This is a genomic window from Brachybacterium vulturis (genome assembly GCF_043641765.1).
GTDB lineage: Bacteria > Actinomycetota > Actinomycetes > Actinomycetales > Dermabacteraceae > Brachybacterium > Brachybacterium vulturis_A.
Genome location: NZ_JBHZRO010000004.1, coordinates 236,310 through 250,623, shown reverse-complemented (window position 1 = coordinate 250,623; position 14,314 = coordinate 236,310). Strand labels below are relative to the sequence as shown.

Genomic DNA, 14,314 nt, shown 5'->3' with positions numbered 1-14,314 from the left:
CGCCGCCGGACATCTTCACTGGGAGTGGAGGAGTGCTGGAACCCCTGCGGGGTGTTCGCCTCCTCCACTCCCTTTTTCATGCCCGCACATGTCCGGGCAGCGGGGCCATGCAGCACGGACACGCAAAGCGCGAATGGGGGGCGCAGAACAGGATCGGTGCGGGCACGGTGCGGCACAGAGGAGCCGCAGCCTGGAGCCTGGTGAGAGTTGGTGAAAGCTGTCACGGATAGCGCTGTTACCCGGTGGTCAATCTGCCGGTGTCGCTTAGGCTCCTGGGAGAAAACGGCATAGTGCGAGACGATCGAAGAGACGGACGGTCCAGGGTGGCTGAGGACAGCAACAGCAGGGACGACCGCGGCCACGGCGACGAGAGCCGGAATGGGCAGCGGCGCGATACGCGCGCATCGACCGCGCGGCGCAGCACGGCGGGGGACGGCCGCGGCCGGGCCCGATCCGCAGGCCCGGGGGAGAACCGCGGTGCCCGATCTGATCGTACGGACCGGACCGGCGGCGCTTCGGGCGGCTCTGTGCGCTATGCCGGCGGGCCCCGTCGCGAGGGGTGGTCGAATCGTCCGCAGCGCTCCGAGGACGCCCGCGGCAGCCGTTCCGGCGCGGACGGTTCCCGGCCTCACCGCAGCAGCGGCAGGGCTGAGGGGTCGATGTCGGACTCCCGGGGGCGTCGCGATGAGCGTTCGGGGGAGAAGCGCACTCCGCGTGAGGACGGTCCGCGTAAGACCTATGAGTCCCGCTCCGCCGGCGATCGCCGGGACCGACCGCGTCGAGACGAGCGCCCGGGGAACCGGGATCGGCCGGGCCGTGATGAGCGCCCCCGCCGTGATGAGCGCCCCCGGCGCGGCTCCGGGCCGCGCCGTGATGATCGCCCGCACCGTGACGACCGCTCACCCAGGACGGACCGTCCGGTCCGCCTCGAGCGGCGCGAGAGCCGGCCGGGCCAGGACGAGCGAGCTGATCGACCCATCGAGCCGCGCATCCCCGAGAGCATCACCGGACGCGAACTCGACAAGGACGCGCGTTCGGAGCTGTTCGGTCTGAGCAAGGAGACCGCTGAACGGGTCGCACGCCACATGGTCGCCGCGCATCTGCTCGAGGACTCGGACAACGAGACAGCTCTGGCCCATGCACGCTTCGCCGCCAGGCTCGGCGGCCGGGTCGGCGTCGTACGCGAGACCTACGGCGTCCTCGCCTATCGCGCCGGCGACTTCCGCACCGCCTCTCGCGAGCTGCGGACCTCGGTGCGGATCACCGGACGCACCGACGTACTGCCGATGATCGCCGATTCGGAGCGCGGTCTGGGTCGGCCGGAGCGGGCCCTCGACATCGCTGCGTCGGACGACGCCGCGGCTCTGGGTGTCGACGCGGCCATCGAGCTGATGATCGTGGTGGCGGGCGCCTATGCGGACACCGGGGACATCGGCACCGCGCTGCGCACTCTCGAGATCCCGGCCCTGCGCCATAAGGTCGACGGTCGCTGGCAGGTTCGGCTGTGGGTGGCCTATGCCGATCTGCTCGAGCGCGCTGGCCGTCAGGAGGAGGCCACGCGGTGGATCACCCTGGCCGCGGACACCGACACGGAGGGCCTCACTGATGCCGCCGAGCGGCTCGGCCGTCCGGCACCTGCTCCCGCGGATGAGCCCACCTGGGCCGATGACGAGCAGGTCTCCGTGCTGGACGCATACGATCCCTCTGCGGACGACGACACCTCGGGCATCGCTGAGGTCGAGGACCCGGAGGGCGCCGACGTGCCCGCCGACACTCCCGCCGAGGCGGACGAGACGGCCGACGCCGAGGAGCTCGCTGACGGGGAGGGGGCTGCTGACGCGGACGGCGTCGCTGACGCCGACGCCTCCGAGGACTCCGCAGCCGCTGAGCCCGATGCACCGACGGGCGTGCTGACGCCGTCCGCGGAGCACGAGCCGGGGGAGAACCCGTGATCCGCCGGCCGGATCCGTCCCTGCTCGACCTGCACGACGCGCTCCTCTTCGACCTCGACGGCACCCTCATGCACGGCGCGCAGCCGATCCCGCATGCCGCCGAGGCCGTCGAGACGGCGCGGGCGGCAGGATGCACCGTCGTCTTCGCCACCAACAACGCCTCACGCACCCCGCAGCAGGCCGCCGAGCATCTGGCCGCCGTCGGCATCGCGGCGCGGCCGGCGGAGTTCGTCACCTCGCCGCAGGTAGCCGCCCGTTTGCTCGCCGCCCGTCTCGACGTCGGCGCGAAGGTGCTCGTCGTCGGCGGCCCGAGCCTGGCGGCCCAGATGCGCGAGGTCGGCCTCAGCCCGGTGGACACCGACTCCGAGGACGTCGCGGCCGTGGTCCAGGGCTGGTCCCCCGATCTGGATTGGCGGCGCCTGGCCGAGGGTGCCTACGCGATCCGCCACGGCGCCTACTGGATGGCGACCAACGTCGACGCCACCCTGCCCACCGAGCGGGGACTCGCTCCGGGCAACGGTGCGATGGTCGCGGCGCTGCGCCATGCCACCGGGGTGGAGCCGGCCGTGGCCGGCAAACCCGAACCGGGCATGTTCGAGGTGGCGGCCCGTGAGCACGGGGCGCGCAGGCCGCTGATCATCGGGGACCGTCTGGACACCGATATCGAAGGCGCGGTGCGCGCCGGGATGGCGTCCCTGCTCGTGCTCACCGGCGTCGACGGGATCGAGGACGCGCTCCGTGCCGAGCCGATCCGTCGGCCCACCGTCATCCTCCCGGACCTCGCCCGGATCGCCGCTCCGTTCCCGCTGCCGGTCGTCGCCGGTGATCGCGCGCGCTGCGGTGCCGTGAGCGCCGTCTGGCGGGACGGGGACATCGCGGTCCACGGTGACCAGGACGACCCGCGAGTGCTGCGCGCCGTGCTGGCGCTGCTGCGCGAGCACAGTGCGCAGACCGCCTGGACCGGGCAGCTGCACCCGCAACCGCTCGCCGCGCAGGCGACCGCCGAGAGGTGAGCGGCGACCGACTAGACGTCGCGCTGCTCGCCGCAGGACTCGCGCGGTCCCGCAGTCACGCCCGGCGGATCATCGACGAGGGCCGCGCCCGGGTGGACGGCCGTACAGGGGCCAAGCCCTCGATGATGATCGCCTCGGATGCCGTGCTCGAGGTCGTCGACATCCCTGACGGCGTCGAGTTCGCCTCCCGTGCCGCCCACAAGCTCGCCGGGGCGCTCGAGGCGCTGTCGCTGGATCCCGCCGGCCGTCTGTGTCTGGACGCCGGCGCCTCCACCGGCGGGTTCTCCGATGTGCTGCTGCGCCGCGGCGCCGCCGCGGTGATCGCCGTCGATATCGGTCACGACCAGCTCGCCGAGCACGTGCGCGCCGACCACCGGGTCACCGTCCGGGACGGCACCAGCGTGCGGGACCTCACGCCCGAGCTGCTGGGAACCACCGTCGACCTGCTCGTCGCGGATCTGTCCTTCATCTCCCTGCGGACCGTGATCGCGGCCCTGGCCGGGGTGATGCGCGTCGAGGGCGAACTGCTGCTCATGGTCAAGCCCCAGTTCGAGGTGGGGCGCAGCGCGCTGCCGAGGTCCGGTGTGGTCAGCGGCATCCCCGCGCGGACGGGCGCGGTGCGCGGCGTGGCCGAGGACGCCGCCCGGGCAGGACTGCGCACGCACGCCGTCGGACCCAGCACCCTGCCGGGGCAGGACGGGAACCGAGAGTACTTCCTCCATCTGCGGCCGCACGGCGCGACCTCCGCGCTGGACGCCGAGGCCTGTGACATGATCGAGTCGGCCGTGCGCGGGGACGGTCCACGGCACCGTCGTGACCAGCACACCACCGAGGAGGACTGACCACCATGCGACGGTTCCTCCTGTACGTGCACACCGGGCGGCGCGCCGCCCTGCAGGCGATGCTCAGCGTGCTCGAGGAGCTCCGGCTGCGGAACGTGCGGGCCGTCGTCGTCGACGACCAGGTCGACGAGATCCTCGCCCTGCCCGAGGACATGGCCCCGCCCAAACTGCTGACCTTCCTCACCAACGGCGCCGTCGACGTCCTCGACGCCGTCTCCGCCGCGGACCTCGTCGAGCTGGGCATCGTGCTCGGCGGCGACGGCACCATCCTGCGCGCGCTCGAAGCGGTGCGCGCGGCCGACGTCCCCGTCCACGGGGTGAATCTCGGTCACGTGGGCTTCCTCGCCGAGAGCGAGGTCGAGGACCTCTCGATCACCGTCTCGCGCCTGCTGGACGGCGACTACGAGGTCGAGGAGCGCTCGACCCTCGAGATCACGGTGCTCGACGCCGAGGACGAGCTCGTGGCCCGGCACTGGGCGCTCAACGAAGCCTCGCTGGAGAAGGCCGACCGCAAGAAGATGATCAACGTCGCCATCGAGATCGACGGGCGACCGGTCTCGTCCTTCGGCGCCGACGGCGTGCTGCTGTCCACCCCCACCGGCTCGACCGCCTACGCGTTCAGCGCCGGTGGCCCGGTGATCTGGCCCGAGGTCGACGCGATGATGCTGATCCCGCTGGCCGCTCACGCCCTGTTCGCCCGGCCCCTGGTGCTCGGCCGCTCCTCCGAGGCGGCGGTCGAGATGACCCTCGACAACCGCGACGACGCGATCCTCATCCTCGACGGGCGCCGCAGCGCGCACATCACCGCAGGGATGCGCATCGAGGCCCGGCTGTCCCCGCGCTCCGTGCGCCTGGCCCGACTGGCCCCGAGCCCCTTCGCGGATCGGCTGGTCGAGAAGTTCCAGCTGCCGGTCGTGGGCTGGCGGGGGCGCGGCCCCCGCCGCCGCTGACGCAGGAAGGGCCCCATGCTGTCCACTCTCCGTATCCGCCATATCGGCGTGATCGACGACGCGATGCTCGATTTCGGGCCCGGCTTCACCGCCCTGACGGGGGAGACCGGTGCCGGCAAGACGATGATCGTGACCGGCCTGACCATGCTGCTGGGCGGCCGCCTGGATCGGGGACGCACCAGCGGCGCCAGCACCGTGGACGGCACCCTTTCGCTGTCCGGGCACCCCGAGCTGGCCGACTCCCTCGACGAGCTCGGCGCGGAGGAGGACGACGGCGAGGTGCTGGTGGTCCGCCGCGTCACCCGCGACGGCCGCTCCCGCGCGCAGATCGGCGGGGTCCCCGTCCCGATCGGCACGCTGTCCCGCCTGGTGGGCACCGCGGTGACCGTGCACGGCCAGTCCGATCAGCAGCGGTTGCGGGACCTCGACGCCCAGCGGGAGGCGCTGGACCGGTTCGCCGGCGCGGAGATCGCTCCGCTGCTGGAACGCCACCGGGAGATCTGGCGCGAGCGCTCCCTCCTCGCCGAGCGCCTCACCGAGCTCGATGCCCTGCTCGCCGAGCGCGACCGCCGCGGCAGCGCGCTGCGGGAGGCCCTCGAACGACTCGAGCAGGCTGATCCGCTGGAGGACGAGGATGCCTCGCTGCGGGCCGAGATCGACCGCCTCGGCAATGCCGAGGAGCTGCGTGGCGCCGCCGGGCAGGCGGCGCTCGCGCTGGTCGGGGACGAGGACGGCCCGGCGGCCGCGCCGCTGATGGCCATCGCCGCCGAGTCGCTGGGCCGGGCGGCGCGCACCGATCCCACGCTCGCGCCGCTGCTCGAGCGACTGGACTCCGTGCGCCTGGAGCTGTCGGACGTCGCCGCGGAGATCTCCCGCTACGCCGAGGACATCGATGCCTCTCCCGGTCGGATCCAGGAGGCCAATGAGCGTCTCCACGAGCTGACGGTGCTGGTGCGGGACCTCGGCGGACTGCTGCCCGGCGCCGACGGCCCGGCCGAGGACATCACCACCCTGCTGACGACGTCCCGCACCGCGGCCATCGACCTCGACCGCTTCGAGGGCGCCGAGCAGGAGCGCGCCGGGACGGCCGCCCGGCTCACCGAGCTCGAACAGGAGCTCACCGCGGCGGCGGAGGCCCTCACCGCGGCCCGCACCGATGCCGCCGGCGCCCTCTCCGCAGCCGTCCAGGAGGAGCTGCGCCACCTCGAGATGCCCGATGCGGACATCCGCGTGGACGTCACCGGGCAGAGCCATCGTTCGCACGGCCGCGACTCGGTGGCGATCCTGCTCGCCCCGCATCCCGGCGCTCGGCCCCTGCCCGTGGCGCAGGCGGCCTCCGGCGGTGAGCTCTCCCGCGTGATGCTCGCCCTCGAGGTCGCGCTGTCCTCCTCGCGCAGCGACCGCTCCGCGGCGCCGGTGTTCGTCTTCGACGAGATCGACGCGGGCATCGGGGGCCGGGCCGCGCTCGCGGTGGGCCAGCGGCTGGCCCGCCTGGCCCGGCACGCGCAGGTGATCGTCGTCACCCACCTGCCCCAGGTCGCCGCCCACGCCGGCACCCATCTGCAGATCGTGAAGTCCTCCCGGGAGGGCACCACCAGCTCCACGGTGGAGACGCTGGACCGGCCGGCCCGGATCCGGGAGCTGGCGAGGATGCTCGCCGGTGACGACGCCTCCGACGTGGCGCTGGCCCATGCCGAGGAGCTGCTCGAGGACGCAAGCGGTGTCACCTCCGGGACGAGCACCGCACGGGGAGCGCGAGGATGACCGGCGGCGTCGCGATCTCGGGCACCGCCCGGCTCGGCAAGCGCACCAAGGACCTCACCACACGGCTGCAGCCCGGGGACATCGCGATCATCGACCATGAGGACATCGATCGGGTCGCCGCCGAGGCGCTGGTCGAGCGGGAGCCCGCCGCCGTGCTCAACGTCGCCGCCTCCACCTCGGGCCGCTATCCGAACGCTGGGCCGCGGATCCTGATCGATGCGGGGGTCGTGCTGGTCGACGACCTGGGCACCGTCCTGTTCGAGGAGCTCCGGGACGGGCAGCCGATCACGGTGCGCGGGAACGAGGTGCTGCTCGAGGGCGGCGTGATCGCGCACGGGATCCGACAGGACGACGCGAGCGTGACCGCCTCGCTCGAGGTCGCCCGCGCAGGCCTGTCCGAGCAGCTCGAGCTGTTCGCCGAGAACACCATGGAGTACATGCTCCGTGAGCGGGACCTGCTGCTGGACGGGATCGGAGCCCCGGACGTGCGCACCCGCATCGACGGACGGCCGGTTCTCATCGTGGTCCGTGGCTACCACTACAAGGAGGATCTCGCGACCCTCAAGCCCTTCCTCCGCGAGAACCGCCCGATCATCATCGGCGTCGACGGCGGGGCGGATGCGGTCATCGAGGCCGGCTTCCACCCCGACATGATCATCGGTGACATGGACTCCGTCTCCGACCGCACCCTGCGCGGCGGCTCCGAACTGGTCGTCCACGCCTACCGGGACGGCCGCGCCCCCGGCATGGACCGCCTCGCCGAGCTGGGCCTGGCAGAGCAGGCGATCTCCTTCCCCGCCTCCGGCACCAGCGAGGACATCGCGATGCTGCTGGCCGATGAGAAGGGCGCCTCCGTGATCGTCGCCGTCGGCACCCACGGCACCCTCGAGGAGTTCCTGGACAAGGGCCGCGCCGGCATGAGCTCCACCTTCCTCACCCGCCTGCGGATCGGCTCCAAGCTCGTGGACGCCAAAGGCGTCTCCCGCCTGTACCGTCAGAGGATCTCGACGTTCCAGCTGGTGCTGCTCGCACTGGCCGGGCTCGCCGCACTCGCCGTCGCGCTCTGGGCGACCCCCGGCGGGCAGGCGCTGGTCCAGATCCTCGGCGCCCGCCTGGACGGCATCCTGTCCTGGTTCACCATGCTGTTCTCACCCCGGGTCACCGGGGCGTAGGAGGAACCCGACCTCGTGATCGACTTCCGCTATCACCTCGTCTCGCTGATCTCGGTGTTCCTGGCGCTCGCCGTGGGCATCGTGCTCGGCGCCGGTCCGCTGCGCGAGAACCTCGGCGACCAGCTCGCCGGGCAGGTCGAGCAGATGCGCACCGAGCAGGAACAGCTGCGCGCGAACGCGGAGGAGCTCTCCGCCAAGAACGACCAGCTGGCGACCTTCATCTCGGAGCTCGGCCCGGAGCTCGTCCGAGGCACTCTCGCCGGGGAGCAGGTCGCCGTGATCTCCGACGACCGGTCCACGCGCCCGGGCATCGAACGCATCATCACCCTGCTCACCGACGCCGGCGTCGAGTCACCGGTGCGGATCGGCCTGCAACCGGGCCTGTGGGCCCCGGACGCCGATGCGGAGCGGGCCGCGGCGGTCGAGGAGATCCGGACCATCGCGCCTGCGGCGCTCACCGCCGACCCGGCCGGGGAGCTCGGCGACGCCGCACAGCTGTCGGGCCTGATCCCGACCCTGCTCCGCGGCGGCGAGGACCTCCCGTTCGCACTGCGCTCGCAGCTGTGGCAGGTGCTGATCGATCACCAGATGGTGGTCGTCGACGGCTCCCTCCCCACCCGGGTCGATGCGGTGATCTACACCGGTGCCGCCCCGGAGGAGCTGTCCGTCGAGACGGAGGGCGAGGCCGCCGCGACCGAGCGTGCGCAAGCGCTGCTCGCCTCCCAGACCCATCTGCTCACCGAGCTCTCCGAGGCCGGCCTGCCCGCGGTCGTCTCCGCCGCCACCCCCGGCAACGACGCCTCCACCGGCATCCTGCGCACGGTGCGCGGCGACCGCGCCTTCAGCGAGCTCTCGACCACCGACCGGCTCCAGGAACCCGACGGCCCGCTGCTGGCCGTGCTCGCCCTGATCGAACAGACCCGGGGCGGGTCGGGCGCCTACGGCACCACCAGCGATGCGGAGGAGCGACTGCCCGCCCTGCCCGAGACGCAGGAGATCCAGGACGTGGCCGATGAGCAGGGACTGGGCGATGAGGACACCGCCCCGGCCCCGTCCGACGGCGGAGGAGAGGGATGAGCTGCTCGCTGCGTGACGAACTGGCACGGCGGAACTTCGCCGGGCGCGAGGTGAGCCTCGCCGAGGGCGCCCTCGTGGTCGGCGGGGTCGCCGCTCTGACGCTCCGCGGAGGCCGGACCGCGGACGCCGCGGTCCTCGCCGCCATCGGCACCCTCGGCCTGATCGACGATCTGCTGGAGCCGCGCCTGCGGCGGGCCGGCCGCCCCGTCTCCAAGGGACTGCGCGGGCACCTCGGCGCGCTGCGCAGGGGACACCTGACCACCGGCGCCGCCAAGGCGTTGGGCATCCCGTTGGCGGCGCTGGGCGGTGCCCTCGCCGCACCCGCGCCGCGGGGCGGGCCGATGGTCGCGGCCGACGCCGCGCTGATCGCCGGAGCCGCGAACCTCGCCAATCTCCTGGACCTGCGCCCCGGCCGGGCGCTGAAGGCGGTGCTGCCCGCCGCCGCCCTCCTGGCCCTCGGAGCGCCGGAGGCTCCGCGCGGGGCCGGCGGGCGCGGCCTCGCCCTCGCCGCCCTGCTGCCCGGTCTGCTCGCCATGCCCTTCGACCTGCGCGAGCGGGGCATGCTCGGGGACGCCGGCGCGAACGTGCTGGGGGCGGCCGTGGGCGGTGCCGCGACCCGGCGGCTGCCGGTGCCGGCACGGCTGTGCGTGCTGGGCGCCGTCGTCGCGCTGACCCTGGTCAGCGAGCGGGTCAGCTTCAGCGCCGTCATCGCGCGCAACGGCCCGCTGCGAGCCCTGGACCACCTCGGCCGGCTGCCCGCCCCGGTCGCTGCCGGGGGCACCGAGGAGCCGCCCGTGCCCGGCCCCGGAGCGGAGGCGCACGGATGAGCCCGACCGCTCCGCGACCCGGTCCCGTCCCGCCCCACCGCAGCTCGATCACCCGCTCCGTGCTGCGGGGAGCCGGCGTCATCCTGGTGGTCACCGTCTTCGCGCGACTCCTCGGATTCGTCCGCTACCTCGTCTTCGGAGCGAGCATCGGCGCCGGTGACGTCGGCACCGCCTACACCACGGCGAACATGCTGCCCACCGTGCTGTTCGAGGTCGCCGCCGGCGGTGTGCTGGCCGCCGTGGTGGTCCCGCTGATCGCAGGACTGGTCCCCGAGGGCGACTCGACCGGCCCTGCCGGCACAGAGGCGAGCTCGGCGAGCTCGGCGAAAGAGCCCCAAGCGGCGACCGAGGCGAGAGCGGCGACCGGGACCGCCGCGCTCGCAAGGACCACTCGGAGGCCGCGATCCGCAGGCGCGCAGGCCGCGGCGCGGACGCACCAGCCGGTGGAGGCGGGGCGCCTCGCCGGTGAGGGGTCCGTTCTCGCCGACCGCATCGTCTCCACGCTTCTGACCTGGACGCTGGTGGGCACCGGAGTGCTGGCCGCTGTGGTGATCGTCTACTCGGACCCTCTCGCACAGCTCCTGCTGGCCGCCGACGGGTCCGGGGAATCGTCGGTGGCGCTCGGGGCCGCCCTGCTGCGGATCTTCGCGTTCCAGCTCCCGCTGTACGGGATCTCCGTGGTGCTGGCCGCCTACCTGCAGGCCCGCAAGAGATTCCTCTGGCCCGCGATGATGCCGCTGCTGTCCTCGGTGACGGTGATGATCTCCTATCGGGTCTACGCCCACCTGGTCCCGGCGGTGGCGACCACCACCACCATCGACCAGGGTGCGGTGTGGTGGCTCGGCTGGGGCACCACGGCCGGGGTCGCCACCATGGCGCTGCCCGTCGTGGTGATGTCCCTGCGGTCGGGGCTGCGTCTGCGCCCCTCGCTCGCCATGCCGCCGGGCTACGGCCGACGCGCCCTCGCGCTCGGGGGCGCCGGGCTGGGGGCCGTCGGCGCCCAGCAGCTGGTGATGCTGCTGGTGCTGCTGCTGGCGATGCGCGCCGGCGGGGTGGGCACCCTGCCCGTGTTCCAGTACGGACAGGCCCTGTACCTGCTGCCCTACGCCGTGCTGGTGCTGCCGCTGGTCACCTCGGTGTTCCCGCATCTGTCCGAGCTGCGCCTGGTCGGTGACCGCTCCGGCTTCGCCCGGGTGGCGGCCGCCTCGGTGCGCACGGTGATGGCGGTCTCGGTGGTCGGCGCCGCGATGCTGCTCGCGGCAGGCCCCGCCCTCGAGCAGTTCTTCCGCCTGATCGACCGGGCCGGGGCGACCGGCGTCGGCTCCACCACCGCCGGCCTCGCCCTGGGGCTGGTGGGCTTCGCCGTCGTGACCCAGTGCACGCGGATCCTCTCCGCCGCCCTGCGTGCCCGGGATGCGCTGCTGGTGGGGTCGATGGGCTGGATCGTCGCCGGTGTCGTGCTCCTGGTCGTGGTCCTGCCGAGCCCGCAGCGCTCCGCGGCGGAGGCGGCGACCGTCTTCGCGCTGGCGATGGCGTTCGGCATGGCGCTCGCGGGCCTGATGGGCCTGGCACGGATCGCCGACGTGCTCGAGCACGGCGGCCACCTGGCCCGGGTGCGTCGGACCGCGCTGATGGTCCCGATCGCGGTGCTGGGCGGCGGAGTCCCGGGCCTGCTGCTCGGCAGGCGGCTGGTGACCACGGATGCCGGGGAGGCGCGCACGGTGCTGATCGGCATGCTCTGCGGTCTGCTCGCCGCCCTCGTCTCGGCGGCGCTGATGGCCGCCGCCGATCCCGAGACCACCCGACGTCTGCTGCACCGGTTCCGGGCCGGACGCCACGGCGTGGCGAGGTCCGCGCCATGAGGATCCTGCTGGTGCGTCCGGCCGCGAGCGGCGGACTGGCCGCCCACGTCGACCACGAGCTGGCCCTGCTCACCGCCGCCGGTCGGGAGGTGGCCGAGGCTCAGGTGCGGATCGGCGAGCGGCCCCGGCTCGCCGGGGATCTGCGCACCGTGCGCACGCTCCGGGCGGCGATGGACGGCTCGCCCAGCCCGGTGACGGTCCACGCCCATGGGCTGCGCGCCGGGGCGCTGTCCGCCCTGGCGGTCCGGGGCCGTCGAGGTCGGCGACTGGTGGTCACCCTGCACAACCGCACCGTCGGCCCCCGTGCGACGCGCGCCATCGGCGCCGGGCTGCTGCGGATCGTGGCCCGCAGTGCCGACACCGTGCTCGCCGTCTCCCCGGATCTCGCCGAGGCTGCCCGCCGGGCGGGGGCCCGCGAGGTGCGGCACGCCGTCATCCCCGCGCCGGAGCCGGTCGCACCGGGGGACCGGAGCGGCTCGGACGCGTCGGAGGAGCCCGTTCCGGCCGCTCCGTCCCGGAGGGATGACCCCCCACGGGCCGGGAGGCTGGAGATCCTGGTCATCGCCCGCCTGGCGCCGCAGAAGGGGCTGGATGATCTGCTGGACGTCGCCGCGCTGCTGCGGGACGGCGCACCGACGCGGATCCGCATCGCCGGGGACGGGCCGCTGCACCAGGCGCTCGCCGCCCGCATCCGCGCCGAGCACCTCCCGGTGGAGCTGCTCGGCCGGCGCAGCGATGTGCCCGCGCTGCTCGCCGCTGCCGACCTGGTCGTCTCCGCCGCCCAGTGGGAGGGACAGCCGGTGTCCCTCCAGGAGGCGCTGCGGGCGGGACGGGCTATCGTGGCGACCGATGCGGGCGGCACGCGCTGGGTCACCGGGGAGGCCGCCGAACTGGTCCCGGTCGGAGACGTCCCTGCGCTCGCGGCAGCGATCACCGCGCTCGCAGATCCCGCGGCGCGGGAGGCCGCCGAAGCCGCCTCCCGGCGTCGGGCCCGGGACCTGCCCACCGCTGAGGACCTGCTCGCCCAGCTCGACGAGGTGCTCGCCGCAGGCCCCCACCACTGGTAGGCTGGGGGTCCGTGGCAGATACCAGCGCGAGCACCCTCCAGTCAGGCACCGGCCCCATCCCTCGGATCGGGGCGGCCCCCACGGCCAAGCCCTTCCGGAAGTCCGGCACCACCAAGCACATCTTCGTCACCGGTGGAGTCGTCTCCAGCCTCGGGAAGGGGCTGACGGCCTCCTCCTTGGGGATGCTGCTGCGCAGCCGGGGCCTGCGGGTGACGATGCAGAAGCTCGACCCGTACCTCAACGTGGATCCCGGCACGATGAATCCCTTCCAGCACGGTGAGGTGTTCGTCACCGAGGACGGCGCCGAGACCGACCTGGACATCGGTCACTACGAGCGGTTCCTCGACGAGGACCTCACCGCCGAGGCGAACGTCACCACCGGCCAGGTGTACTCCACCGTGATCGCCAAGGAGCGGCGCGGCGAGTACCTCGGCGACACGGTGCAGGTCATCCCCCACATCACCGACTCGATCAAGCACTCGATGCGTTCCCAGGCGCGCGCGGACGTGGACGTGGTGATCACGGAGATCGGCGGGACCGTCGGCGACATCGAGTCCCAGCCCTTCCTCGAGGCCGCCCGCCAGGTGCGACAGGACATCGGCCGCGAGAACGTGTTCTTCGTGCACGTCTCGCTGGTGCCCTTCATCGGCCCGTCGCAGGAGCTGAAGACCAAGCCCACCCAGCATTCCGTGGCGGCCCTGCGCTCGATCGGCATCCAGCCCGATGCGATCGTGCTGCGAGCGGACCGCGGGCTGCCCGCCTCCGTGAAGACGAAGATCTCCGCGATGTGCGACGTCGACCTCGATGCGGTCGTCACCTGCGCGGACGCACCGTCTATCTACGAGATCCCGCTGGTGCTGCACGGTGAGGGGCTCGACGCCTACGCCATCCGACGCCTGGACCTGCTCTGCCACGACGTCGACTGGACCCGGTGGCAGGAGCTGCTGCGCCGGGTCCGCGAGCCCGCCTACGAGATCACCGTGGCGCTGGTGGGCAAGTACGTCGACCTGCCCGATGCCTACCTCTCGGTCACCGAGGCGCTGCGCGCCGGCGGGTTCCACCACCGGGCGAAGGTGGTGCTGCGCTGGGTCGAGGCCGATCTGTGTGCGAGCGCCGAGGGGGCCGCTGAGCAGCTGAAGGACGCCGACGCGATCGTGGTGCCCGGCGGTTTCGGGGTGCGGGGGGTCGACGGGAAGGTCGGGGCCCTGCACCACGCCCGCACCCATGGCCTCCCCACCCTCGGCCTGTGCCTGGGCATGCAGTCGATGGTGATCGAGCACGCCCGCTACGAGCTCGCCCTCCCCTCCGCGCACTCCACCGAGTTCGACCCCGACACCGAGCATCCGGTGGTGGCCACGATGGCGGAGCAGGAGGAGGTCCTCTCCGGTCGGGGCGACCTCGGCGGGACCATGCGCCTGGGCGCGTACCGGCACACCCTCGAGGAGGGGTCGCTGGTGGCCCGGACCTACGGCACCACCGCGGTCTCCGAGCGACACCGTCACCGCTACGAGGTCAACAACAGCTACCGCGACCGGCTCGAGGAGGCCGGACTGCGGATCTCCGGCACCTCGGCCCTCGAGGACGGCCGTTCGCTGGTGGAGTTCGTGGAGCTCGATCCCGCGGTCCACCCCTTCTACGTCGGCACCCAGGCCCATCCCGAGCTGAAGTCCCGCCCCACCCGCGCGCATCCGCTGTTCGCCGGGCTGATCGGGGCGGCGGTCCAGAGACAGAAGGCGACCCGCCTGCTGGAGGTCGACCCGCCCGAGAAGCGCGCACAGGAGTGAGCAC

The 14,314-nt window shown here is 73.3% G+C and carries 11 protein-coding genes; all 11 read left to right on the top strand.

The window, feature by feature from the left end; genetic code table 11:
- The first annotated feature begins 1,085 nt into the window (after positions 1-1,085).
- Genes ACHUEU_RS04995 through ACHUEU_RS04945 form a run of 11 tightly spaced genes read left to right on the top strand, consistent with a single transcriptional unit; the run spans position 1,086 to position 14,310 of the window.
- The gene (locus tag ACHUEU_RS04995; protein ID WP_394214791.1) at positions 1,086-1,952 is read left to right on the top strand and encodes a hypothetical protein; all 867 of its coding nucleotides are present in this window, start codon (positions 1,086-1,088) and stop codon (positions 1,950-1,952) included.
- The gene (locus ACHUEU_RS04990) at positions 1,949-2,965 is read left to right on the top strand and encodes an HAD-IIA family hydrolase (RefSeq protein WP_394214790.1); all 1,017 of its coding nucleotides are present in this window, start codon (positions 1,949-1,951) and stop codon (positions 2,963-2,965) included. The genes ACHUEU_RS04995 and ACHUEU_RS04990 overlap by 4 nt, the downstream gene beginning before the upstream one ends.
- Entirely contained in the window at positions 2,962-3,807 is an 846-nt protein-coding gene (locus ACHUEU_RS04985) for a TlyA family RNA methyltransferase (protein WP_394214789.1), read from the top strand. Before ACHUEU_RS04990 ends, ACHUEU_RS04985 begins: the two co-directional genes overlap by 4 nt.
- 5 nt (positions 3,808-3,812) lie before the next feature.
- The gene (locus ACHUEU_RS04980; RefSeq protein ID WP_394214788.1) at positions 3,813-4,757 is read left to right on the top strand and encodes an NAD kinase; all 945 of its coding nucleotides are present in this window, start codon (positions 3,813-3,815) and stop codon (positions 4,755-4,757) included.
- Between the two features lie 15 nt (positions 4,758-4,772).
- Positions 4,773-6,521: a DNA repair protein RecN gene (recN, locus tag ACHUEU_RS04975; RefSeq protein WP_394214787.1), complete on the top strand. Its 1,749-nt coding sequence runs from the start codon at positions 4,773-4,775 to the stop codon at positions 6,519-6,521.
- Entirely contained in the window at positions 6,518-7,693 is a 1,176-nt protein-coding gene (gene steA, locus ACHUEU_RS04970; protein ID WP_394214786.1) for a putative cytokinetic ring protein SteA, read from the top strand. The genes recN and steA overlap by 4 nt, the downstream gene beginning before the upstream one ends.
- 15 nt (positions 7,694-7,708) lie before the next feature.
- Complete coding sequence (locus ACHUEU_RS04965; protein ID WP_394214785.1) at positions 7,709-8,770, top strand: copper transporter; 1,062 nt, start codon at positions 7,709-7,711, stop codon at positions 8,768-8,770.
- Positions 8,767-9,597: a hypothetical protein gene (locus ACHUEU_RS04960; RefSeq protein WP_394214784.1), complete on the top strand. Its 831-nt coding sequence runs from the start codon at positions 8,767-8,769 to the stop codon at positions 9,595-9,597. Before ACHUEU_RS04965 ends, ACHUEU_RS04960 begins: the two co-directional genes overlap by 4 nt.
- On the top strand, positions 9,594-11,459 hold the full coding sequence (gene murJ, locus ACHUEU_RS04955) for a murein biosynthesis integral membrane protein MurJ (RefSeq protein ID WP_394214783.1): 1,866 nt from the start codon (positions 9,594-9,596) through the stop codon (positions 11,457-11,459). Before ACHUEU_RS04960 ends, murJ begins: the two co-directional genes overlap by 4 nt.
- The gene (locus ACHUEU_RS04950) at positions 11,456-12,526 is read left to right on the top strand and encodes a glycosyltransferase (protein WP_394214782.1); all 1,071 of its coding nucleotides are present in this window, start codon (positions 11,456-11,458) and stop codon (positions 12,524-12,526) included. The genes murJ and ACHUEU_RS04950 overlap by 4 nt, the downstream gene beginning before the upstream one ends.
- A gap of 11 nt (positions 12,527-12,537) precedes the next feature.
- Positions 12,538-14,310, top strand: coding sequence for a CTP synthase (locus tag ACHUEU_RS04945; protein ID WP_394214781.1), 1,773 nt, complete (start codon positions 12,538-12,540; stop codon positions 14,308-14,310).
- Positions 14,311-14,314 lie beyond the last annotated feature (4 nt).

What these genes read in the sequence shown, in the direction of transcription:
- ACHUEU_RS04995 (WP_394214791.1), top strand. Translation starts at nt 1,086, where the DNA reads ATGGTCGCCGCGCATCTGCTCGAGGACTCGGACAACGAGACAGCTCTG.
- ACHUEU_RS04980 (WP_394214788.1), top strand. Translation starts at nt 3,813, where the DNA reads ATGCGACGGTTCCTCCTGTACGTGCACACCGGGCGGCGCGCCGCCCTG.
- recN (WP_394214787.1), top strand. Translation starts at nt 4,773, where the DNA reads ATGCTGTCCACTCTCCGTATCCGCCATATCGGCGTGATCGACGACGCG.
- steA (WP_394214786.1), top strand. Translation starts at nt 6,518, where the DNA reads ATGACCGGCGGCGTCGCGATCTCGGGCACCGCCCGGCTCGGCAAGCGC.
- ACHUEU_RS04960 (WP_394214784.1), top strand. Translation starts at nt 8,767, where the DNA reads ATGAGCTGCTCGCTGCGTGACGAACTGGCACGGCGGAACTTCGCCGGG.
- murJ (WP_394214783.1), top strand. Translation starts at nt 9,594, where the DNA reads ATGAGCCCGACCGCTCCGCGACCCGGTCCCGTCCCGCCCCACCGCAGC.
- ACHUEU_RS04950 (WP_394214782.1), top strand. Translation starts at nt 11,456, where the DNA reads ATGAGGATCCTGCTGGTGCGTCCGGCCGCGAGCGGCGGACTGGCCGCC.